This window comes from Stenotrophomonas sp. 78350_Sma (assembly GCF_056482105.1).
Genome location: NZ_CM151182.1, coordinates 3,718,620 through 3,741,021 on the forward strand (window position 1 = coordinate 3,718,620; position 22,402 = coordinate 3,741,021).

Sequence of the window (22,402 nt, forward strand, 5' to 3'; positions counted from 1 at the left end):
CTTCGCCCCGGAGCCGGACATCACCCGCACACTGCAGGGCTGTTCCGTGCTGCAGTGGGTGCAATGCCACTGCGAATGCGCGCAATGACGACGCTGCGCCGGGTTCCCAGCGTGTTCTTCAGCAAGGGGCACACTGCAGGCCCCTGCTTGCGGTAAAGCGTCGCAGCCATCTCGCTGACTTCTTCACTGGCCATGCCATCGGCCACGATCATGCAATCGATCAGTGCCTGCAGCTGCGCCCGCGTCAATCGACCACCATCGCGTTCCACCATCGCGTGTACGGCAGGGATCACACGGTCTTCGATGAAGGGTTCGTCTGCATTGCGCGCTGTGTCAGCACGCGCGTCGTGGATGGCGATGAACCGGGTTGCGATAACCACCATATCGGCGCCCTGGTCTCGCTCCATGGCCAGGCGAGGCGTCATGTGCGCCCGAGGTACGCCAGGATGATGGTAACGAACGCTCTGATCATTCGTAGATCACCTCGCAATAGACGGTTTCCTGCAGCAGGTCATCCTGCGCCGTGCCCGCGTACACCTGCCGTGACAGCACGCGCTGCGCATCGAAGCGGATACGCGCGGTGTAGCTCTCCGACGCGTCGCCGCCCTGCAGGTCCAACACACCGCCGCCCGCATCTGCCTTCAGGGTTCCGCGGTGCAGATCGAAGAGATCGCGGTACACCGAGTACGCCACGGGAACCGGCCGGCCATCCACGCGCAGTTCCAGATGCGTGACCTCACGGCATGGCGAGGTGGTCCCGCCGCACACAACACCGCTTGCGGCCGGTGCGTCGGCCGTGCGCATGGCAAGCGTGGCTTCCACCCGTCTGGTGGCAGATGCGCCTGACAGGTATACCTTCGACTTCTGCGTCAATACACGCGAGGAAGGGTCTTCCAGTTCCTGCAAGGCCTGCCGCAGGTGCCGCAGCTGTTCCACGCATTGCACCGGCGCTCCCGGGGAATCGGTACAGGCCACCTGCAACTGCAGCGCATCCACCTGTGCAGCGGTGATTTCGCCGCGATCGACCTTCATTGCCACCGCGCCGACCAGAAGCGGAAGATCACTGCGCTCTCCCCCATCGAGGATCGCCTGCCGTGCAACCTTCAGGAAGGCCGGCGGCTGGGCGGCGAGCAGTTCGGCGATGCAGGGTGATCGCGGGCGGACCTGCAGCGCCCCCCGCAGATACGCCAAGCGAGCAGGCTCGGCCAGCGCTGCCAGGTAGCCGCTGGCCGAGCAGGCCGGTGGACCATTTCGATACGCGTCCAGGTCGTGGTTGTCCCGCCCATGCGGTGTGCAACCGGCCGATACGCAGGAAAGCCCGGCCAGCATGGTTGTCCAGATCTTCATCCCCAGCGCCCGTTGCCGTGTCGCCCGCACTGTACGCCTGTGCGGGCGACGGCGTCTGCCTGGCCGGGTATGGCCCGGCGCTAGCGCCCCTGCGTGCGCACCACATGCTGGCCCTTCACGACCTCGAAGGTGAAGGCGTACTGCAGGGTGACGGCCACCGGTTCGACCCGTTCGGCACTGCGGCAGTCGCCGCGATCAGCCGGTACCTGGCCCGGTGCGAAGTGGCAGACAGCGGCGGACGAGTACTTCCACATCGCAACCGCCTCCTGCGCGGCCTGCAGCAAGGGCGCATTCTCCGGCGCCCCACCCGCACTGCATTCGCTGCGGTCGGTCAGCGGCATGCTGCGCTCAACGCTCCCCTGCGCATCCACCACCACCTGCAGGCAGACCGTGGTCGGCGGCAGCGAGGTGCGTGGATCGCGCTCGCCCACGACCGGGTCCGGTGCCGTATGCAGCTGTGGCATGCGGTAGCCTTCACTGGCGGCCAGCGTGTAGGGCTGGATCTGCCCGGCGCCTCCTCCCGCATCGGACCGCAGGCGCTGGTGACCGACATTCTCGCTGCGGGTATCGACGGTGGTCAGGCGACCCTGGGTTGCACACCCCACCAGCAGCGCCGCCATCATCAGCAGCGGCGCGGATTTCACTTCGCGTCCTCGGTGTCATCCATGGCGTAGGTGATCGGAATGCGTACAGCACCGGCCACCGGCTTGCCGTTCTTCATCGCCGGCCGATAGGTCCAGCTGCGCGCCGCAGCAATCGAGACGGCGTCGAACACCCCTGGATTGGTCGCACTGAGCACCTGCACATCGGTCGGATGGCCCTGTGCGTCCACTTCGATACGCAGATTGACCACGCCTACCTGGCGCTGCTCGAAGGCGGACTTCGGATAGGACGGTGGCGGCATCTTGTCCACCTGGATGGGACGGTCCAGCCCCGCCTTGGCCGCGTCTTCCTGCGCATGTTCGAACGGCTCGACACCGATCCGGGTGCCACCGGCCGCACCGCCCTGGCTGGCCCACGCCACTGCGCCCATGCCCACGCACAACCCGACCACCAGCACCTGCCCGGACACCCACGGCAATGCCTTCCGCTTGGACTGCTTCAACATGGCGATACGCTCCTTCAACACGGGTTGGCTGCGCCAATGGCAGACCGCTGGCGCAACCGGGTGAACCAGCTGCGCCTTCAGCAGCGTGCTGGCGTAGAGGCCGCGCAGCGCAGGCTGCGGGCCGATGGTGCGGGCATCGCAGGCCAGCTCCTGGTCGCGCAGGAAGCGGCGTGCGGCCCACGGCAACAGCGGGTGGAACCAGAACACCGCGCGGACCAGCAGCAACGCGCCGTTGGCCCAGTGATCGCCATGGCGGCGATGACTGCGCTCGTGCTGCAGGATCAGGTTCTGCTCCTGTGCGGTGAACTGCTGATCGAATGCCGGGCCGACAATGATGCGCGGCCGCCACAGGCCGACCAGCGCCGGCAGCCCGGGATCACCGCTGGCCTGCCAGCTGCCATCGGCACGCGCACGCAGTGAGCCCATGCTGCGTTCGAAACGGCGCTGCGCACGCAGGTCGCGCAGCAGGCAGATGCCCGTGCCCAGCGCCCAGGCCAACAGCAACAGCAGGGCCCACGGCAGCGACTGCCCGGTCAGTCCATCCACCGCCCCCGGCACCACTTTCAGCGGCACTGTCGGCACGTGCTGCAACAGTGCAGCCTGTGGCAATGGCAGCAGCAAGGTCACCAGCAGCAACGGCAGCAGCCACCAGCTGCGATAGGCCAGCCCGGCGCCGCCCAGGCTCACCAGCAGCGGTCGCAGCGCCGCCAGCAGCAGCACGCCTACCGCCAGCCACAGGCTGGCCCGCCAGAGTCCGTCGAGCAGCTCAGTCATGGTCCAGCTCCTGGATCAGCTTCTTCAGTTCGGCAATGTCCTGCGCGCTCAGCTGCCCACGCTCGCTGAAGTGCGCCACCAGTGGCGCGACGCGGCCCTCGAAGACGCGGCCGATGAAGTCCTGGCTCTGCGCCTCCACCCAGGCCTGCCGCTGCAGCAGCGGCCGATACAGGTAGCGCCGTCCATCGCGCTCGGCGGCAATCGCACCCTTGGTCAGCAGACGGTTGAGCAGGGTCTTGATGGTCGGCTCGGCCCAGTCGCGATGGGCCAGCGCGGCCACCACGTCATCGGCACTACGTGGTGCCTGCTGCCACAGCACCTCCATCACAACGGCTTCGGCTTCGCTGATCGGGGTCATGGTTTACATCCGTAATCGACAACCCGATTACGCGCGTAATCGAATTGTCTGTCAAGCCCCTCGACTCCAGGTTCATCCCGGCTGCGCCAGCATCGATTCCTCCCGCCCCAGGCCCCGGATGAAAGCGCTGCCCAAGAAGGATTTCCCGATCGAGCAGGCCCGCCGCTTCCTCGAACCCGGTCCGATCGTGCTGGTCAGCACCGCCTGGCGTGGCCAGCGCAACCTGATGACGATGGGCTGGCACATGGTGATGGGCTTTTCGCCTTCACTGGTCGCCACCTACCTGTGGAACGAGAACCACAGCCATGCACTGGCCGTCGGCAGTGGCGAGTGCGTGATCAACGTACCCGGCGTGGCGCTGCTCGATACGGTCGTGGACATCGGCAACTGCAGCGGTCGCGAGGTCGACAAGTTCGCCCGGTTCGGGCTCGACGCGCTGCCCGCACGCGAGGTCGGCGCGCCGCTGGTGGGGCAATGCCATTCGTGCTTCGAATGCCGCTTGTACGACGACAGCCAGGTGGCGTCGAACAGCCTGTTCATCTGGGAAATCGTGCGCGCACACGTGGCGCCACGACCGAAGCTGCCGCGCACGGTGCATTACCGGGGCGATGGACAGTTCATGGTGTCCGGCGCCGAAGTCTCGCGTCGACGGCGGTTCAAGCCCGACATGCTGTAATGCCAGCACTCCCCACACGCAGGACCGCCGCGCATGACCGAACACCTCACCGACCTGGACGCCGCCGTCGACTGGTTGTTTGCGCGCGTGGACGGGCCGCTGCGGATCGGGGCACCGCTGGCACTGGGCAAGCCGCATCGGCTGCTCAATGCCCTCTATGCACGCGTCGAGCACGATCCGTCGCGACCGCTGCAGCTGTATACCGCGCTGTCGCTGAACCCGCCGAAGGCGCGCGGCAACGGCCTGGAAGCGCGCTTCATGGCGCCGTTCGCGCAGCGCCACTTCGGCGATGATTTCCCGCGCCTGGCCTATGCCGATGCGATCGCGCGCGACGCGCTGCCTGCACATGTGCAGGTGGAAGAGTTCTACATGCAGTCCGGCGCCCTGCTCGGTTCGCGGCAGGCGCAATCCAGCTATACCAGCCTGAACTACACCCACGCCGCCGATGCGGTCGCGCAGCGCGCGCCGCAGGTGATCGTGCAGAAGGTGGCGATGCGGCCGAATGATCGCCGGCTGTCGCTGTCGTGCAACAACGACATCACCCAGGACACGCTGGATGCGATGACCGCTCGCGGCCTGCCGCGCCCGTTGCTGATCGCCGAGATCGATCCGCAGCTGCCTTACATGGGGGGCTCGGCCACGGTCGATGTGTCGTTCTTCGATCTGGTGATCACCCCGCCGCCGCCGTATCCGGCGCTGTTCGGGCTGCCGCGGCAGCCGGTCGGCGATGCCGACTACGCCATCGGCCTGTATGCCAGCACGCTGGTGCGCGACGGCGGCACCCTGCAGATCGGCATCGGTACGCTGGCCGATGCACTCAGCCATGCGCTGGTGCTGCGCCACACCGACAACGCACGCTACCGCCGCGTGCTGCATGCGCTGGATCCGCAGCTGGCCAGCCATCCGCTGGTGCAGGAAATCGGTGGCGTGGATCCGTTCGAGGTGGGCCTGTACGGCTGCAGCGAGATGCTCAACGAAGGCTTCCGCCGGCTGGTGCAGACCGGAGTGATCAAGCGCAAGGTGCATGACGACCTGGCGCTGATGCAGCGCATCGAGAACGGCAGCACGCTGTCCATCGACCACGCCACGCTGGCTGCCGAAGGCGAGTACCTGCACGGCGCGTTCTACCTGGGTTCGCCGGAATTCTACGAATGGCTGCGCACGCTGCCGGAAGACGAATGCCGTGCGATCGGCATGCGCCGCATCAGCGAGATCAACCAGCTGTACGGCGGCAACGAGACGCTGGAACGCCTGCAGCGCCGGCACGCGCGCTTCTTCAACTCCTGCATGATGGCCACCGCGCTGGGCGCGGCAGTCTCGGATGCGCTGGACGACGGACGCGTGGTGTCCGGTGTGGGCGGCCAGTACAACTTCGTGGCGATGGCACATGCCCTGCCGGAAGCGCGCAGCGTGTTGATGTTCCGCGCCGCCCGCGACGACAAGGGCCAGCGCGAATCCAACGTACGCTGGAACTATGGCCACACCACCATCCCGCGCCACCTGCGCGACATCTACCTCAACGAGTACGGCATCGCCGATCTGCGTGGGCTGACCGACGAGGACTGCGTGCATGCGATGACCGCAATCACCGAGGCTCCGTTCCAGGGCGGCCTGCTGCAGCAGGCACAGGCCTCGCGCAAGCTGCTGGCGGCGTCCCAGCCCGACCCGCAGCGCCTGCAGCGGAACACCCCGCAGGCATTGGCCGCCGCACTGGCACCGTTCCGTGCCGATGGCAGCCTGCCCGACTATCCGCTGGGCAGCGACTTCAACGAGATCGAACAGGTGCTGGTGAAGGCGCTGGGTTGGCTGAAGGCCAACACGCAGACCCGTAGCGACAAGCTGAGCACGGTCTGGGCCGCGCTGCGCCAGCCGGCCGGCGACGGCGATGCGGTGTACCTGCAGCGCATGGGCCTGCAGGCGCCGAAGGATTTCGCCGAGCGCCTGGACGCGCGACTGCTGCGCCTGGCGCTGGCCCGCACCGCCTGAGAAAAGGGGACGGAGGGGATTAAGTCGTTTGTGCACAAACGACTTAATCCCCTCCGTCCCCTTTTTCTTGCGGCAAAGAAAAGGCCGGCGTGCGCCGGCCTCCCCTTCGTTACGTCGCGAAGCGGCTTACAGCGCCTTGGCAGCTTCCACCACGTGGGCGGTGGTGATGCCGAAGTGCTTGTACAGCTGGTCGGCCGGGGCCGAGGCGCCGAAGGTGTCGATACCGATCACTGCACCGTCCAGGCCGACGAACTGGCGCCAGAAACCGGTGACGCCGGCTTCCACGGCCACGCGCTTGCGCACAGCGTTCGGCAGCACCGACTCACGGTAGGCCGCATCCTGGCGCAGGAAGACGTCGGTGGACGGCATCGAGACCACGCGGGTCTTGAGGCCGGCCGCATCCAGCTGGGCCTTGGCTTCGGTAGCCAGCGAGACTTCCGAACCGGTGGCGATCAGGATCACGTCCGGGGTACCGGCAGCATCGGCCAGCACGTAACCGCCACGCTCGATCTGGGCGATCTGCTCGGCGTCGCGCGGCTGGTGCGGCAGGTTCTGGCGGCTGAACACCAGGCAGCTCGGGCCGTCCTGGCGGGTGATCGCGGCCTTCCAGCTCACTGCCGATTCAACGGCGTCGCACGGGCGCCACACGTCGTTGTTCGGGATGTAGCGCAGCGAGGCCAGGTGCTCCACCGGCTGGTGGGTCGGACCGTCTTCGCCCAGGCCGATCGAGTCGTGGGTATAGACGTGGATGGCGTGGGCCGGGATCAGCGCGCTCATGCGCACGCCGTTGCGGGCGTAATCGCTGAACACCAGGAAGGTGGCATCGAACGGAATGAAGCCACCGTGCAGGGCCAGGCCATTGGCGATCGCGGTCATGCCGAACTCGCGCACGCCGTAATACACATAGTTGGCGTTGGCGTCGTCGCTGGCGACCGACTTGCTGCCCTTCCACAGGGTCAGGTTGGAGTGCGCCAGGTCGGCCGAGCCACCGACGATTTCCGGCAGCAGCGGGGCGTAGGCTTCGATGGCCAGCTGCGAGGCCTTGCGCGAGGCAATCGTCGGGCCTTCAGCGGCCACCTGGGCGATGTAGGCATCGGCCTTGGCAACGAAGTCGGCCGGCAGTTCGCCGTGCGAGCGACGGGTCAGTTCGGCGGCTTCGCCCGGGTACTGGCTGGCGTACTTGTCGAACAGCTGTTCCCACTCGGCCTGGCGCAGCGTGCCGGCGCCATTGGCGCGCCAGCCGTCGTAGATCGCCTGCGGGATCTCGAACGGACCGTATTCCCAGCCCAGCTGCTTGCGGGTGGCTTCCAGTTCGTCCTTGCCCAGCGGGGCACCGTGGCTGGATTCCTTGCCCGCCTTGTTCGGCGAACCAAAACCAATGGTGGTGCGACAGCAGATCAGGGTCGGCTTGTCGCTCTGCGACAGCGCGGCCTCGATGCCGGCCTTGATGCTTTCCGGGTCGTGGCCATCGACGTCACGGACCACGTTCCAGCCATAGGCCTCGAAACGCTCCGGGGTGTTGTCGGTGAACCAGCCCTCGACGTTGCCGTCGATGGAGATGTGGTTGTTGTCCCAGAAGCAGACCAGCTTGTGCAGGCCCCAGGTGCCGGCCAGCGACGCCGCTTCATGCGAGACGCCTTCCATCAGGCAGCCATCACCCATGAACACCCAGGTGCGGTGATCGACCACTTCCAGTTCCGGGCGGTTGAAGCGCTGTGCCAGCAGCTTCTCGGCCAGGGCGAAGCCCACGGCATTGGCGAAACCCTGGCCCAGCGGGCCGGTGGTGGTTTCCACGCCCGGAGTCTCGTGGCGTTCCGGGTGGCCAGCGGTGTGGCTGCCCAGCTGGCGGAACAGCTTCAGCTGCTCGATCGGCAGGTCGTAACCGCTCAGGTGCAGCAGCGCGTACTGCAGCATCGAACCGTGGCCGTTGGACAGCACGAAACGGTCGCGGTTGAACCAGTGCGGATTGCTCGGGTTATGGCGGAGATAGTCGTTCCAGAGGACTTCGGCAATGTCGGCCATGCCCATGGGCATGCCGGGGTGGCCGGACTTTGCGGTTTCAACCGCATCGGCGGCAAGGAAGCGGATGGCGTTGGCCAACTGGCGACGGGTAGGCTGCGTCATGGTTCTGTCGGAATCGGGAGGCGGCCGCGGACGTGCGGGCGGCCTATTGTCCCATAGTCGCCGGGCCGGGGGTCGGTACATCGTGCCCGCTCGTGCCGGCCGCTGGCCGGCAGCGTCGTGATCTCCGCCGGATTCCGCATGTGAAACGGGGTCGGAGCCCTTTCCCTGCGGAAAGGAATCCGACCCCGATCAGGTCGCCAGCGGTGGCGTTGGACTCAGTCCTGGTGCGGGGTCAGCGCCGGGCCGTCGTGGGACTCGCCCTTGGCCACCAGGGTGGTCAGGGCCAGGTCGCCGGTCACGTTCAGCGCGGTACGGCACATGTCCAGGAAGTGGTTCACGCCCAGGATCAGGCCGATGCCCAGCGGGTTCACGCCGACCATCGCACAGATCATCGCCACCACCGGCAGCGAGCCCGACGGCACGCCGGCGGTACCGATGCCACCGAGGATGCAGACCGCCATCACCATGATCTGCTGGCCGATGCTCAGGTCCACGCCGAAGAACTGGGCCAGGAAGATCACCGTCACGCCCTCGAACAGCGCGGTGCCGTTCTGGTTGGCGGTGGCGCCCACGGTCAGCACGAAGCGCGACACCCGCTGCGGCAGGCCCATCTGGTCGGCCACGCGCAGCGCGGTCGGCAGGGTGGCGTTGCTGGAGGCGGTGGAGAACGCCATCACCGTCGCTTCCTGGGTATCGCGGAAGAACGACAGCGGCGAACGGCCGGACAGCCACACGGCGGTACCGTAGGTCACGACCATGTGCAGGCCCAGTGCCAGCACCACCACGCCTACGTAGGCACCCAGGCGGATGATCAGCTCGAAGCCGAACAGTGCCGCCAGGTTGAACATGAAGCAGGCCACCGCATACGGGGCCAGGCGGATGACCAGGTTGATCAGGGTCATCGAGATTTCGAACACGCCCTCGATGGCGCGGCGCAGCGGGGCCACCTTCTCGTTGTCGGTCAGCACCATGCCGATGCCGAACATCAGCGCGAAGAACATCAGCGACAGGATCGCGCCATTGTCAGACGCGGCCTGCAGCACGTTGCTCGGCACGATCGACAGCAGCATGTCCATGCCCTTCGGCGTGCCGTGGATGCCAGCAACGATTTCCTTGCTGCGCTCGGCGTTCTCCGACAGCATCATCGCGGCGACCTGCGGATCCACGCCGGCGCCCGGCTTGAGCAGGTTGACCAGCACCAGGCCGATGCCCACGGCAATGCCGGACAGCAGCACGGTATATGCCAAGGTCTTCCAGCCGATGCGGCCGAGGGCGCGGATGTCGCCCATTTCCGACACGCCCATGATCAGCGCCGAGAAGATCAGCGGCACGATCAGCATGAAGATCAGATTGAGGAACAGGCCCGACGCCGGGGTGGTGACGTAGTCCATTACCCACTTGGCACCGGCCTGCAGACCATCGACGCTGCCACCCAGGGCGTGCACGATCAGTCCCAGGACCAGGCCGATCGCAAAGCCGATGCCCATCTTCCAATGCAGGGGCAACTTCTTCTTGTCGGCAGCAGCTGCTGTCATACGCGGGTTTCCTCGAAAAATGAATGCACTCTAACAAAGCGCGCAAGCGGCGCCGGTTCAGGTTCGCCGCGGCGGATACAGCGGCGCCAGGCCAGTGTCAGCGGTGATCGCCGCCGCCGACCAGTGCGGTCCGTCACGGAAGACCTCGCGCAGGCGCGTGCGCAGCGGCGCCAGATCACCCTGGCCGCCCCATCGGGCCTGCTGCAGATCCTGAAGCACCTGGCGCTGGGCCGGGTCATCCAACCGTGCAATGACCTGCTCGATGCGTTCGACGCCGGCCATCGCGCACAGCTGCGCCTCCACCTGCTCGAACCCTTCGCCATCCAGCGTGCGGCGCAGTTCGGCCAAACCGGCACGTCCGCTCGCCACGGTCGGCACAGCACCCCTGCCCACCTCAGGCGCCGCCACGCGCGGGCGACGGCCACGCTGCCAGCCCCACAACAGGGTCAACAGCCACAGCAGCGCCAGGCCGATGGCCGCGCCCATCCACGGCCACGGACGTTCGGCCAGGCCACCGGCGCGCGGATCGGTCGCGGCGATGCGGCTGTCCTTTCCATCGCTGCCGGGCAGCGCGGCGTCGGTGTCGATTGGCGGCAGCGGTGCCGGCGAGCCGTTGCCAGCGCCATTGCCCGCCGCAACCGTCAGCGTCAGGTCCGGCAGCTTCGCTTCCTCTGCCTTGCCATTGCGCACGTCCCACCACGGAAGGCGCGGCCCCGGCACCACCAGCGAACCCGGCTGGCGCGGCACGATCGAATAGCGGCGGGTGATCTTCAGCCGCGGCGTGCTGCCATTGAACGATTCTTCGTACTGCGCAGGTTCGGCGAATACCTGCGCATGGGTGCCCAGGTCCGGCACCGGCAGGTCGGTGAACTGTGCGCGGGTTGCCCCTTCGGCAATCGCCTCGACCACCACATTGGCGGCCTCACCGGTACGGGCGCTGGTCGGCGCACTGGTGTAGCGCAGCAGAAGGCTCTGCAGCGGAAGCCATGGCTGCGGCGCCTGTGCCGGTTGTGCCTGCACCTGCAGCGTGCGATCGGCACCGGTGGCATTCATGCGGCCATCCCCACCACCGAAGAAATCATCGAAGAAGCCACCGGCGCTGCGCCCGTTGAAGCGCGCACCTGCGAGGCGCAGGGTGCCGCTGCGCTCCGGGATCAGCAGGAAGCGGCGCTCGACCACGTTGTAACGGCGGCCGTTGACCTGGCGAACATCGGTTCGGTCATCGCCTACACGCTGCAGCGACGCACCGGCAGGTGTATCCAGCACCAGCTCGCCGGACGCCAGCTGCGAGGCGAAATACAGCCGCACCACCACGCCTACGCTCTGCTGCACGTACGGCGTCTCGTCATCGACAACGGTTTCGATGAAGGCCATTGCATTGCTGTCGGGGCCGGCCACGGCGGCGGCATCCACCTGCAGGGTCAGCGGCGCGGTACGGACGCTGCCCACCTGCAGGCCCGGCACCACCAGTGCACCGCTACGCCGTGGCGTGAGTGCCACGCCATACAGATTGCGCTGCTGCATGCTGCCGTTGCTCCACTCCACCTGGCGGCTGCTGGTCTGCCCGCTGAGGTCGAAGTCGGTGCGCAACGGTGTGAAGTCAGGGGCGCCCTGGTCGCTCTCGACATTGAGCGTGACCGTGTCACCCATCGCGATGCGGTCGCGGTCCAGCCACGCGCGCGGCTGCGCCCAGGCCAGCAGCGGCAGCCACAGCAGCAGCGCCGCCAGTACCTGTCGGGGCCAGTGCCCGTGCATGTTGATCGCCCGCATCATCGCCCTTCCCTCTTCCTGCGTTCGTTTTCCAGCTGGAACTTGGCCCGCAGCAATGCACCCGGATCATCCGGCACGCGCCGCATCCAGGCCTCCACCGCCTGTTGCTCCTCGCGTTGGCGCGGAGTGGTGCCGTCGCTACCTGGCACCGGTTTGCCATCCTGTTCGCCCTTGCCCTGGCGTGCCTGCTGCATTGCCTGCTGCATGCGCTGGCGCTGCTGCTCATCAGCCTGGGCCTGCGCCTTGGCATCCTCCACCTGTGGTGGCGCCTGCTGTCCATCGCGGCCGCGCTCGCCGGACCGAGGCGTCGACTGCGCGTTGTCGTCACCCGCCCTGGGCTGGCCCTGCTGGCCCTGCTGCGGTTGGCCCTGCCCCGGATCCTTCTGGCCCTGCTGCGGTTGCTGGCCCTGCGGGTTCTGCTGGCCCTGTGAATTGTTCTGCTGCTTCTGCTGCCCGTTCTGCCGCGGCTTCTGCTGGTCCTGCCCCTGCCCCCCCGACTGCCTGCGCTTGCGCGCGGAATCGACCACCGCGCGGTTGGCCACCGCATCGGGCATGCCGGGATGCAACGCCAACGCGCGGTCGTAGGCGGCGATGGCCTCATCGTAGCTGCCCTGGCGCGCCAGCGTGTTGGCCAGGTTGTACCAACCGGCATCACTGTCGATGCCCTCGAACTGCTTGCGCGCAGTGGCGAAGTCGCCCTTGCGATAGGCCTGCACGCCGTCGTCCAGGCGCTGGTGCTGCAGCTGGTCGCCCCGCTTCCACAGGGTGCCCTGCGGCGGCGGCGAAGCGGGCGCGGCAGGTGCCTGCGCCTGCACATCACTCATCCACGGCAACAGGCCCACCGCCAGCACCGTTGCCAGCACTGCGCGGCGGCGGAAGGCAAGCAGCGCCAGCAGCATCAGCGGCGGCAACAGCCAGAAGCCCTCGTCACGCCATTGCTTGCCTTCACCCGGCCGTTGCGCGGCCGCACCCTCGCGTGCATCGAGCACGCCCAGCGCACGCAGGTCACTGTCATCGGCGGCAATGCGCGCATAGCGACCGCCACCTGCCGTGGCAACGGCACGCAGGCTGCCCTCATCCAGTGCGGCCTTGCGGATCTGCCCACTGCCGTCACGGTACGCCGCACCCGCCGATGTGCCGAGCCCCAGCACCGACACCTGCAGGCCGAGACCACGTGCCTGCGCGGCCGCCAACGCAGCTTCACCATCAGCTTGATCGGTGACCAGCAGGATCTGTCCCTGCGGTGCAGCGATCTGCCGCATCAGCCGCGTGGCCCAGTCGATGCCACGGTCGGCACGCTGGCCATCACGCGGCATCACATCCGGCGACAAGGCATCCAGATACAGCGCGACGTTGCTGCCGTCATCGGTCAGCGGCGCCACGGTGTAGGCATCTTCTGCGTACACCACCAGACCGACCTGCCCGCCCTTGCGTGCGCGCAGGAGCTCGCCGACCTTGGCCCGTGCCTGCAGCAGGCGCGACGGCGGCAGGTCGGTGGCAGTGATGCGGCTGGACAGATCCAGCACGACCAGCAGCGGTGCGCTGGGCTGGAACATCGGTTGTGCCTGCTGCCGCCAGCTCGGTCCGGCCATTGCCAGTGATGCGAGCGTCCAGCCCAGCAGCACCGCCAATGGCAGACGCATGCGACGGCGCGTACCAGCCGCCAGCAGATGCGGCAACAGATGTGCATCCACCGCCTGCCGCCATGCATCGCTGCGCCGCTGCCGGTACAGCGCCACGGCGAGAATCACCGGCAGCGCCAGCAATGCCCACAACCATTCGGGGCGCAGGAAGTGCAGCGCGCTCCAGTCCGGAAGATGGGAAGCGAACGCGATCATCGACGACGCTCCGGCCACACCCAGGCCAATGCGCCCAGCAGCAACGCCAGGCCCAGCGGCCATGCATAGCGTTCCTCGCGCGGGCGCAGGCTCGGTCCCTTCGCGGCGATCGGCTCCAGCCGGTCCAGTTCGGCGTAGATGCCGGCCAGCTGCGCGGTATCGCGTGCGCGGAAGAACTGGCCACCAGTCAGGCTGGCAATCTTCTTCAACGTGGCCTCGTCGACCGGGTCCTGGTCAGCGGAAATCGGAATGCCGAGGAAGCGCATGCTGCCATCGCCACCAAACGCGACGGTGTGGATGCGTACCCCTTCGGCCTGCGCGACTTCGGCCGCACGCAGCGGTTCGAGCACGCCGGCATTGCTGACGCCGTCGGTGAGCAGGATCAGTACACGCTGCCCTTCGGGCTGGCTGCGCAGGCGCTTCACCGCCAGGCCGATGGCATCACCGATGGCCGTCTCGCGACCGGCCAGGCCGACCACGCTGTCGCGCAGCTGGTCGCGCACGCTGGCCAGGTCCGCAGTGAGCGGCGTGAGCGTATAGGCGCGGTCGCCAAAGATCAGCAGGCCGATGCGATCACCGGCGCGACGATCCAGGAAATCGGCCAGCACGGCCTTGGCCGCGGTGAGGCGATCCACTGCCTGCCCACCCAGTACCATGTCGCCCTCGCCCATGCTGCCGGATACATCCATCGCCAGCATCATCTGCCGCCCCTGCTGCGGCGGCGTGATGGCCTCACCCAGCTGTTGCGGGCGCGCGAGCGCAATGCACAGTGCGCACCAGCCCAGCCACAGCAGCAGCGTGCGCAGCCACGACACGTCGACGCGGCCACCACCGGACAGCGCTTCCAGTTCACTCGCCGCGTACGGCACGCGCAGTGCCGCACCCGGGTCGGCGCGGCGCTTCCACCAGCGCATCAGCAACGGCAACGGCAGCGCCAGCAGGGCCAGCGGCCACGCCAGCTGCAGGTCCGGCCACGGCCAGTAACTTGCCAGCAGGCTCATCGGCGCCGCTCCAGCAGCATGGCCAGGTAGCGCTCGCGGGCCCAGCTGCGCACGGCCGCCACTTCGCTGGCGTCCACGCGGGGACGATAGGCACCTTCGGCCAACAGGCTGCGGCGCGCGTCGGGCAGCGTGCCCTTCGGATCCACGCGCTGCCACCAGGCATCGTCGCGCAGGGATTCACTGCCCGGCTGTGCCTGACGCGCAGCGCGACGCAGCAGGCCGGCGATCACCGCCAGTTCCGCGGTGGCATCGGTGGTGGTGGCCAGCTCCTGGTCGAACGCCTGCAACCAGCGTTGGCGACGGCGGCGGCGTTTCCACCACAGCAGGGCCAGCGCCAGGATCACCAGCAGCACTGCGCCGCCGATCATCAGGTAGCCGGGGGCCGGCGGCCACCACGATGGTGCCGGCGGCAGCTGCACATCGCGCAGCGGAAGGTTGGCGCTCATGCCGGCACCTCGGTCATCGACGGTGCCAACCAGGCGTCGCTGGGCGCATCGGTGGACAACACCTGCACGTCAACGCGGCGTGCGCCAAGCTGGCGGCGCAGCTCCTGCAGCGGTTCGACGAAGTGCGCGTGCCAGTGCGACTGCACTTCGCTGCGACGCAGATCAAGGCCAATGCGCTGCTGCGCGGCCTGGAACTGCAGGGCAGCCGAGGGCGGTTGCAGCTCGAGGGGATCGACCAGCAACACCAGGCTGAGGTCATGGTGCTGGGCCAGCGCGCTCCAGCGCACGACGGGAATCCGGGCGGCCTGCTGCGGATCGGCCAGCACCAGCATGCGCGCCCCGGGGCGCAGCACGCGGGCGGCATGGTCCAGCGCGCGTTCCAGGCCGAGATCGTCGGCGGGCGGCTGCGCGTACCAGCGGGTGAGTGCGTCGAGCACGCGCAGTACGCCACGCGGGCCACCCGCAGGTGCAATCGGCGCTTCGCGGTCGCTGCCACGCAGGGCACCCACGCGATCACCGCGACGCTGCGCCGACCACGCAGCGACGGCGCCCGCGCGGGCCGCCTGCACCGACTTGAATCGGACGCGGGTGCCGAAGTACAGCGCTGGCGAAGTATCGGCCACGATCAGGCTGACCCGCTCGCGTTCGGCCTGGAAAAGCTTGGTATGGGCACGCCCGGTCCGCGCGGTCACCCGCCAGTCGATATGCCGGGCATCATCACCGGCCACGTACTCGCGTGACTCGGCGTACTCCATGCCACGGCCACGCAGCGGCGACGGCGCCTGCCCGGCATTGCCGGCGCGGCCACGGCGCGGCGGCGGCGGCCGCTGTGCCAGCCGGCGCAGGGCCACCAGTTCGGACAGGTGCGGGCGCAGTCCGTCGCCATCACTGACGGTGGATGCGGCTTCCAGGGATGGATCGGTCATGCGCAGGCTCAGGGTGCCGGCACCCGGGCCAGCAGCTCCTGCACCAGGCGCTCGCCATCCCAGCCTTCGGCGGTGGCTTCGTAGCTGGGCAGCACGCGATGGCGCAGCACGTCGGCGGCGACCGCACGCACATCGTCGGGGGTAACGAAGTCGCGGCCGGCCAACCAGGCGCGTGCACGTGCGCAGCGTTCCAACGCAATGGAGCCACGCGGGCTTGCGCCCCAGGCGATGCGGCGCCCGAGGCCGGCGTCATAGCGCGACGGATCACGCGAGGCCAGCACAAGTTCGACCAGATAGCGCTCCAATGCCGGTGCCATATGCAGGTCCAGCACTTCGCGGCGGGCGTCGAACACATCCTGCATCGGCAGCTTCTCCGGTGCCGGTGCCGCCTCGCCCAGTGCGCCACGGGCACGCTCGCGGGCGAGCCGCAGGATCTCCGATTCGGCCGCCTGGTCAGGGTAGCCGATGCGTACGTGCATCAGGAAACGGTCCAGCTGCGCTTCCGGCAGCGGGAAGGTACCTTCCTGCTCGATCGGGTTCTGCGTGGCCATCACCAGGAACAGCGGCGGCAAAGCGTAGGTGTGGCGGCCAACGGTGACCTGGCGCTCGCCCATCGCTTCCAGCAGCGCCGACTGCACCTTGGCTGGCGCACGGTTGATTTCATCGGCCAGCAGGATCGGATGGAAGATCGGGCCGGGTACGAATTCGAAGCGGCCTTCCTGCGGGCGCCAGATTTCGGTACCGGTCAGGTCAGCCGGCAGCAGGTCGGGGGTGAACTGCACGCGGGCGAAATCCGCCTCCAGGCGCGAGGCCAGCGCGCGGATGGCCGTGGTCTTGGCCAGGCCCGGGGCGCCCTCCACCAGCAGGTGCCCGTCGGCCAGCAATGCGATCAACAGGCGTTCGACCAAGGCCGCCTGGCCGACGATTTCGGCCGACAGCGCGTCGCGCAGCTGGTTGAAGGCGCCATGCAGGCGGGAGGTGGGCGGCGCGGGCGGCGGCGAGACGGTTTCGGGCATCGGCGGTGGCAGGTTCATGGGGGCCTTTGACCGGCGCGGGACGGCACGGGTTCCCGACATCATCGCAGGGTGCCTTGCGATTGGCATCAAGAACGGCTGAACGGGCATCTCATCCACGCATGGCGCGGATCTACCGGATCATTCACGGATGGCGTCCGGCATGAACGAGGAAGGGCCGCACATGGCGGCCCTTCTTCAAGTCTCGGGTGTGCTGGCTCAGTTCTGCTTGGCCACGCGCAGCACCTTCGGGGTGACGAACACCAGCAGCTCGGCCTTGTCCTTGCTGCGGCCACGCTTCTTGAACAGGTTGCCCAGGAACGGTACATCGCCCAGGAACGGAACCTTGCTGATGCTGTTGCGGTCGGTGAACTCGTACACACCACCGATGACCACGGTCTGCCCGTCCTCGACCAGCACCGCGGTGTTCACTTCGCGGCGGTTGATCGACGGCACGGTGCCATAGCCTTCCAGCTGGATCAGCCGATCCACTTCATCCTTCTTCACCTGCATGTTGAGGAACACGCGGTTGTCGTTGGTGATGGTCGGGGTGACCTTCAGCTCCAGCACCACTTCCTTGAACTGCACGTTCGGCGTAGCGACACCACCTGCACCGGCACTGATGGTCACGTAGCCGATTTCCTTACCCTGCTTGATCAGGGCCTCGCGCTGGTTGGTGGTGACCACGCGCGGGTTGGAGATCACTTCACCACGCGACTCCTCCTGCATGGCCGACAACTCGACGTCCAGCAGGTAGCCGGCATTGAGGATCGACAGCGCCAGCGAGCCCGCCGGGTTGGTGGACGCCGCCGGCATGGCCCAGTTCAGGCCGCGGGTGATTGCCGAGCCGACCGGCACCGGCGCCGGGCCCGTACTGCCACCGGCCAGCCAGTCGCGGTAGGCCTTGGCGTTGGCCGCATCGGCTTCGACCTGCGACTTGCGGGTATCGCGATTGGCCTCCAGATTGCCACTGAAGTAGGCGTTGTCGCGGCTGCCACTGATGCCGAACCGCGCACCCAGCTCACGTGCGAACGTATCGGTGGCGATGACGATGCGGCTCTCGATCAGCACCTGGTCGACCGGACGGTCGATCACGTTGATCAGCTCGCGCATGCGCGCGATCTTTTTCGGAATGTCGCTGATCATCAGCGTGTTGGTGCGCTCGTCGGCGACGATGCGGCCACGGCCGGACAGGAAGCCACTTTCCTCCTGCGACGACCCACCGCCACCGCCACCTGCGCCACCACCGCCACCCCCGCCGATGCCCTTGGCTTCGGTCAGGGCTTTGAAGATCTGAGTGGCGCTGTGGTAGTTGATCTGGACGTAATCGGTCACCAGGTCTTCGCGGTTCTCGATGGCGATGCGCGCGTCTTCCTTCTCCTGCTCGAACTTGGCCAGTTCGGCCTGCGGGCCTACCCAGATCACGCTGCCGTCGCGGCGCTTGTCCAGGCCCTTGGCACGCAGCACGATGTCCAGTGCCTGGTCCCACGGCACGTTGACCAGGCGCAGCGTCACATTGCCCTGCACCGAGTCGGAGGCCACCACGTTGAGGTTGGACTCTTCGGCGATCAACTGCAGCACGGTGCGCACCGGCACGTCCTGGAAGTTGAAGGTCACCGGCTTGCCGGTGAAGCCGCGCTGGCCGACGGCCTTTGCCGCCTGGGTGACGCTGCCGGCGGTCACCGCACCGACGGCGGCCGGAGCCTGCCGCGCGCTGATCTCGACCACGTATTCGTTGCCGCTCTGGTAGGCCAGCGACTCCACCGCACCACCGGTGCTCAGCACCAGCTGGGTGCCGGCGCCGGATGGTTTGGCGTCGATGCGCTGCACCGGAGTGGCGAAGTCGACGACGTTCAACGGCTTCTGCAGGTTGGCCGGCAGGCGGGCATTGCCGACGTCGACCACTACGCTGTTGCCCTGCGTGCGCAGGTCCGGGATCGCGCCCTGGCCGTCAAACTGCACGATCAGGCGGCCCGCGCCATCATCGCCACGCTTGAAATCGATCTTGGCCACCGACAGGCCGGCGGGTGCCGCGGCCGGTGCGACGGTGGTGCCCACCGGCTTCTCCGCCGGTGCGGCGGCCAGCGCCGGAGCGCAGGCCAGCATCAGCGCGACTCCCAACGCGCTGACACGGTTCAAGGTAGAGCGCCGGATGGGACGCAGCCCCTTGGCTTGGTGAAAGGTCATCGTGCTATCCCCAGTAAACGATCATTGATCTTCAAGCGAGAGCGTTGCTGGCCGTTCCAGCCAGCCACCCGCGCCATCCGGCACCAGTTCGATCAGCTCCACACGGTCTTCGAAGACCGCAGTGACCCGCCCGTCGCTCTGCCCCAGGTAACCGCCCGGGCGCACCCGGTAGGTCACCTTGTCCGGCCCCATCACCAGCGCGACGGTGCCGCCGCCGGTGCCGATGGTACCGACCATGTCCAGTGCGTCCAGCGGGAAGCCCTCCAGGGGCTCCTTGCGCCGGTTCGGATCCGGCCGCAGTCCGCCATTCCCCTGCGGATTGGTCCAGGCATCGGTGAACGGATCACGCAGGCCCTGCGCGGAGTACTCGAAGGTCTCGAACTGCTGCATCACAGGCAACGGTTCCAGCGGCTGCGCCGGCCGGGCACGTTCACCTTCCACCCACTTCTCGAGATTCGGCGCGTCGCCCGGCGTGCTGGTCACTCCACGGCCGCAGGCAGCCAGCAGCAACACGGCAGCGACCATCCCGCAACGTGCAAAGAAGGAACGGATCACTTGCTGCCCTCCTTGCCGGCTTCAGCCTTCTGCTGTTCCTGCACCTCGGTCTCGTCAAGATACCGGTAAGTCTTGACAGTGCCGGACAACTCCAGCGCACCGGCACGCGAACCACCGCCAGCCTTGTCCGCCGGCTTCAGGTTGATGTCGTGCATGGTCAGGATCACCACGCGCGGCAGCGAGGCCACGCCACTGACGAACGCACCGAACTGGTGGTAGCTGCCCACCATCTTCAGCTTGATCGGCTTCTCGGCGTAGAACTCCTTGACCTGCTCCTGTTCCGGTTCGAACAGCTGGCTGGTCAGGCCGCTGGACAGCGCGGTCTGCGAGATGTCGATGATCAGGTCCGGCATTTCGGTCTTGCTGGGCAGCTGCCGCAGCATCTGCTGCAGGACCTGCTCCATCTGCGCCAGCTGCTGCTTCAGCGGCCCCAGGTTCACCGCGCGTTCCTGCTGCTTGGAGAACTCGGTGCGCAGATCGCTTTCCTTCGATTCCAGGCTGGCCAGTTCATCGCGCTTGCCGCTGATCAGCAGCATCCACGCAACGAACATGATGACCAGGGCCAGCAACGAACAGAAGACGATCTTGGCCTTCTGCGGCCAGTTGCCGATGTCGTTGAAATCCAGGTTCTTCAGATCGATTTTCTGGCTCATGCGCGATCCCCCTGCAGCGGGGCGTAAGAGGCCTGCGGCGGCTGCGCCAGGCGGCTGCCCTCAGGCCTGGCGGCCGGTGCCGGTGCGGCGGGCTGGTTCGGCTTGGCCGGTGCAGGCGCCGGTGCAGGCGCCGGTGCGGTGGCCGGAGCGCTGGCGGGCGCTGCTGCCGGGGCCGCCGCCGGTTGGGCCGGGGCCGTGGCCGGTGCTGGAGCAGCGGCCGGGGCCGCCGCATCGGGGCCGGCGGCAAGCGGCGCCACGGCGGGCGTCGCAGCCGGCGCGGCCGCCACGCTGCCATCGGCGTTCAAACCGGGGGTGCCGGTCTCTTCACTCTGTGCAGGCAGCTTCACCGTGACCTTGAACATGTACGGCAGCGCCTTGATGTCCGAGACCGGACCGGCTGCACTCTTGTCCCCGGCACTGGCCTGGATGATCGACAGCTCCGGGTTGGTCATCCAGCCGGAGGTTTCCAGGTTGCGCATGTAAGCCGACACACGTGCATTGGACTGGGTGCGTCCCTCAAGGGTGAGCATGTCCCCTTCCTGCTGCAGGGCGGTCAGCACCACGCCGTCAGGAATCGTGCGCACCAACGCATCGAACAGGTGGACCATCTGCGAGCGCTTGGCCTGCAGTTCCTCGATCACCTTCTTGCGGGCCAGCAGGCGATCCTTCTGCGCATCGAGGCGATCGATCTCCTTGTTCTGTTCCTTGACCTTCTCGATCTCGGCTTCCAGATAGGCGTTGCGGTCCATCTGGCCGCTCACCTGGCGGTCGTAGTAGAACCAGATCATCAGCGACAACAGCAGGCCACCGACAGCGGCCATGCCCAGCATTGCGTAGAACTCGCGCTGGCGTTGCTTGCGCCGCTCGGCGCGCCAGGGCAATAGATTGATGCGTGCCATCAGTCGAAGCTCCTCAGCGCCAGACCGGTGGCGATCATCAGCGCGGGGGCATCCTGGGCCAGCGCATGCGCGTTCACCTTCGGGCCCAGGGTCATCTGTGCCAGCGGGTTGGCCACCACGGTCGGCACGCCCAGCTGTTCTTCGACCATCTCCGGCAGGCCACCCAGTACGGCGCAACCGCCGGCCAGCACGATGTGGTCGACGCGATTGAACTCACTGCCCGCATAGAAGAACTGCAGCAGGCGGCTGATCTGCTGGACCGTGGCTTCCTTGAACGGCTCCAGCACTTCCATCTCGTAGCTTTCCGGCAAGCCACCCTGGCGCTTGGCCAGGCCGGCTTCCTCGTAGCTCAGGCCGTAGCGGCGCATGATCTCGTCGGTCAGCTGCTTGCCACCGAACACCTGTTCGCGGCTGTACAGGCTGCGGCCACCGCGCAGGACATTGAGGGTGGTCATGGTGGCGCCGATGTCGACCAGCGCGACCACGCCATCGCTGGACACCGGCAGTTCACTGGCGACCAGGGCGTAGGCGTTCTCGACCGCGAAGGCCTCCACGTCCATCACCTTGGCCTGCAGCCCACCCAGTTCCAGCGCGGACTGGCGCAGTTCCACGTTCTCCGAACGCGACGCGGCCAGCAGCACCTGGACCATCTCCGGGTTGTTCGGGATCGCCCCGATCACCTCGAAGTCCAGGTTCACTTCCTCGATCGGGTACGGAATGTAATTGACCGCTTCCAGCTCGATCTGGGCTTCCATGTCGTTCTCGTCGAGCTCGGCCGGCATCGGGATCACCTTGGTGATCACCGCGGACCCGGCGACGGCGGCAGCGGCCAGCTTGGCCTTGCTGCCTGAACGGTTCATCGCACGGCGGATGGCCTCACCCACGGCCTCCACTTCCACGATGTTCTTCTCCACCACCGCATTCGGCGGAAGAGGTTCCACAGCGTAATGTTCCACACGGAAACGATTGCCGCTGCGGGACAGCTGCAAAAGCTTTACCGCAGTCGAACTGATGTCGACGCCTACAAGCGGCGACTGACTTTTTGGGATGAGCCCCACGGTTTCTCCCCTGCCGACGGGCACTTGGACGCAAGACCTGCGCCCGAGCATTAATAACGTATTCTTAGCAAATGGCAACGGCCCTGCTGTGAAGTTCCTCACGGATTCACGATGCAGCCCCTGACTGTTCCCCTTGCGCTCCCCGGTG

20 protein-coding genes are annotated in these 22,402 nt (G+C 67.3%); 2 read left to right on the forward strand and 18 right to left on the reverse strand.

What is annotated here, in order from left to right; translation table 11 throughout:
• Window positions 1-20: 20 nt before the first annotated feature.
• The 5 genes from ACZK4H_RS17220 to ACZK4H_RS17240 all read right to left on the reverse strand — a co-directional run bounded on the left by ACZK4H_RS17220 (window position 21) and on the right by ACZK4H_RS17240 (window position 3,587).
• The gene (locus ACZK4H_RS17220; protein ID WP_143567728.1) at window positions 21-425 is read right to left on the reverse strand and encodes a hypothetical protein; all 405 of its coding nucleotides are present in this window, start codon (window positions 423-425) and stop codon (window positions 21-23) included.
• A 43-nt stretch (window positions 426-468) separates the two neighbouring features.
• On the reverse strand, window positions 469-1,347 hold the full coding sequence (locus tag ACZK4H_RS17225) for a hypothetical protein (RefSeq protein WP_099555175.1): 879 nt from the start codon (window positions 1,345-1,347) through the stop codon (window positions 469-471).
• An 80-nt stretch (window positions 1,348-1,427) separates the two neighbouring features.
• Window positions 1,428-1,991, reverse strand: a complete 564-nt coding sequence (locus ACZK4H_RS17230) for a hypothetical protein (protein ID WP_099555173.1) — start codon at window positions 1,989-1,991, stop codon at window positions 1,428-1,430.
• Entirely contained in the window at window positions 1,988-3,229 is a 1,242-nt protein-coding gene (locus tag ACZK4H_RS17235) for a M56 family metallopeptidase (RefSeq protein ID WP_099555171.1), read from the reverse strand. The genes ACZK4H_RS17230 and ACZK4H_RS17235 overlap by 4 nt, the downstream gene beginning before the upstream one ends.
• Entirely contained in the window at window positions 3,222-3,587 is a 366-nt protein-coding gene (locus ACZK4H_RS17240) for a BlaI/MecI/CopY family transcriptional regulator (RefSeq protein ID WP_010484077.1), read from the reverse strand. Before ACZK4H_RS17240 ends, ACZK4H_RS17235 begins: the two co-directional genes overlap by 8 nt.
• A 118-nt stretch (window positions 3,588-3,705) precedes the next feature.
• Here ACZK4H_RS17240 and ACZK4H_RS17245 point away from each other — a divergent pair, with 118 nt between their 5' ends.
• Together ACZK4H_RS17245 and ACZK4H_RS17250 are read left to right on the forward strand one after the other, a co-directional pair.
• A complete protein-coding gene (locus ACZK4H_RS17245) occupies window positions 3,706-4,263 on the forward strand; it encodes a flavin reductase family protein (protein ID WP_099555169.1) in 558 nt (185 codons plus the stop codon).
• 33 nt (window positions 4,264-4,296) lie between these two features.
• Window positions 4,297-6,249 (forward strand): acetyl-CoA hydrolase/transferase C-terminal domain-containing protein, encoded by a 1,953-nt coding sequence (locus tag ACZK4H_RS17250; RefSeq protein ID WP_099555168.1) that lies wholly within the window; start codon window positions 4,297-4,299, stop codon window positions 6,247-6,249.
• A gap of 126 nt (window positions 6,250-6,375) precedes the next feature.
• Here the strand turns inward: ACZK4H_RS17250 and tkt are convergent, their stop codons facing one another.
• The 13 genes from tkt to ACZK4H_RS17315 form a co-directional block, all read right to left on the reverse strand.
• Entirely contained in the window at window positions 6,376-8,373 is a 1,998-nt protein-coding gene (gene tkt / locus ACZK4H_RS17255; protein ID WP_099555166.1) for a transketolase, read from the reverse strand.
• 215 nt (window positions 8,374-8,588) lie between these two features.
• Window positions 8,589-9,908, reverse strand: a complete 1,320-nt coding sequence (locus tag ACZK4H_RS17260; protein ID WP_099555164.1) for a dicarboxylate/amino acid:cation symporter — start codon at window positions 9,906-9,908, stop codon at window positions 8,589-8,591.
• 57 nt (window positions 9,909-9,965) lie between these two features.
• Window positions 9,966-11,681: a BatD family protein gene (locus ACZK4H_RS17265; RefSeq protein ID WP_099555162.1), complete on the reverse strand. Its 1,716-nt coding sequence runs from the start codon at window positions 11,679-11,681 to the stop codon at window positions 9,966-9,968.
• Window positions 11,678-13,516 carry a VWA domain-containing protein gene (locus ACZK4H_RS17270; RefSeq protein ID WP_099555160.1) on the reverse strand — a complete coding sequence of 613 codons (1,839 nt, stop codon included), beginning with the start codon at window positions 13,514-13,516 and terminating at the stop codon, window positions 11,678-11,680. Before ACZK4H_RS17270 ends, ACZK4H_RS17265 begins: the two co-directional genes overlap by 4 nt.
• Complete coding sequence (locus ACZK4H_RS17275) at window positions 13,513-14,517, reverse strand: vWA domain-containing protein (RefSeq protein WP_099555158.1); 1,005 nt, start codon at window positions 14,515-14,517, stop codon at window positions 13,513-13,515. Before ACZK4H_RS17275 ends, ACZK4H_RS17270 begins: the two co-directional genes overlap by 4 nt.
• Window positions 14,514-14,963 carry a DUF4381 family protein gene (locus ACZK4H_RS17280; protein WP_049432655.1) on the reverse strand — a complete coding sequence of 150 codons (450 nt, stop codon included), beginning with the start codon at window positions 14,961-14,963 and terminating at the stop codon, window positions 14,514-14,516. Before ACZK4H_RS17280 ends, ACZK4H_RS17275 begins: the two co-directional genes overlap by 4 nt.
• Window positions 14,960-15,889: a DUF58 domain-containing protein gene (locus ACZK4H_RS17285; protein ID WP_099555156.1), complete on the reverse strand. Its 930-nt coding sequence runs from the start codon at window positions 15,887-15,889 to the stop codon at window positions 14,960-14,962. The genes ACZK4H_RS17280 and ACZK4H_RS17285 overlap by 4 nt, the downstream gene beginning before the upstream one ends.
• An 8-nt stretch (window positions 15,890-15,897) precedes the next feature.
• Window positions 15,898-16,923 carry an AAA family ATPase gene (locus ACZK4H_RS17290; RefSeq protein ID WP_099555154.1) on the reverse strand — a complete coding sequence of 342 codons (1,026 nt, stop codon included), beginning with the start codon at window positions 16,921-16,923 and terminating at the stop codon, window positions 15,898-15,900.
• Window positions 16,924-17,121: 198 nt separating this feature from the next.
• On the reverse strand, window positions 17,122-19,089 hold the full coding sequence (locus ACZK4H_RS17295; RefSeq protein WP_099603963.1) for a type IV pilus secretin PilQ: 1,968 nt from the start codon (window positions 19,087-19,089) through the stop codon (window positions 17,122-17,124).
• Between the two features lie 21 nt (window positions 19,090-19,110).
• A complete protein-coding gene (locus tag ACZK4H_RS17300; RefSeq protein ID WP_043035665.1) occupies window positions 19,111-19,614 on the reverse strand; it encodes a pilus assembly protein PilP in 504 nt (167 codons plus the stop codon).
• Between the two features lie 26 nt (window positions 19,615-19,640).
• Entirely contained in the window at window positions 19,641-20,297 is a 657-nt protein-coding gene (locus tag ACZK4H_RS17305) for a type IV pilus inner membrane component PilO (RefSeq protein WP_005410857.1), read from the reverse strand.
• The gene (locus tag ACZK4H_RS17310; RefSeq protein ID WP_099552985.1) at window positions 20,294-21,196 is read right to left on the reverse strand and encodes a PilN domain-containing protein; all 903 of its coding nucleotides are present in this window, start codon (window positions 21,194-21,196) and stop codon (window positions 20,294-20,296) included. The genes ACZK4H_RS17305 and ACZK4H_RS17310 overlap by 4 nt, the downstream gene beginning before the upstream one ends.
• Complete coding sequence (locus tag ACZK4H_RS17315) at window positions 21,196-22,254, reverse strand: pilus assembly protein PilM (protein WP_099552984.1); 1,059 nt, start codon at window positions 22,252-22,254, stop codon at window positions 21,196-21,198. The genes ACZK4H_RS17310 and ACZK4H_RS17315 overlap by 1 nt, the downstream gene beginning before the upstream one ends.
• Window positions 22,255-22,402 lie beyond the last annotated feature (148 nt).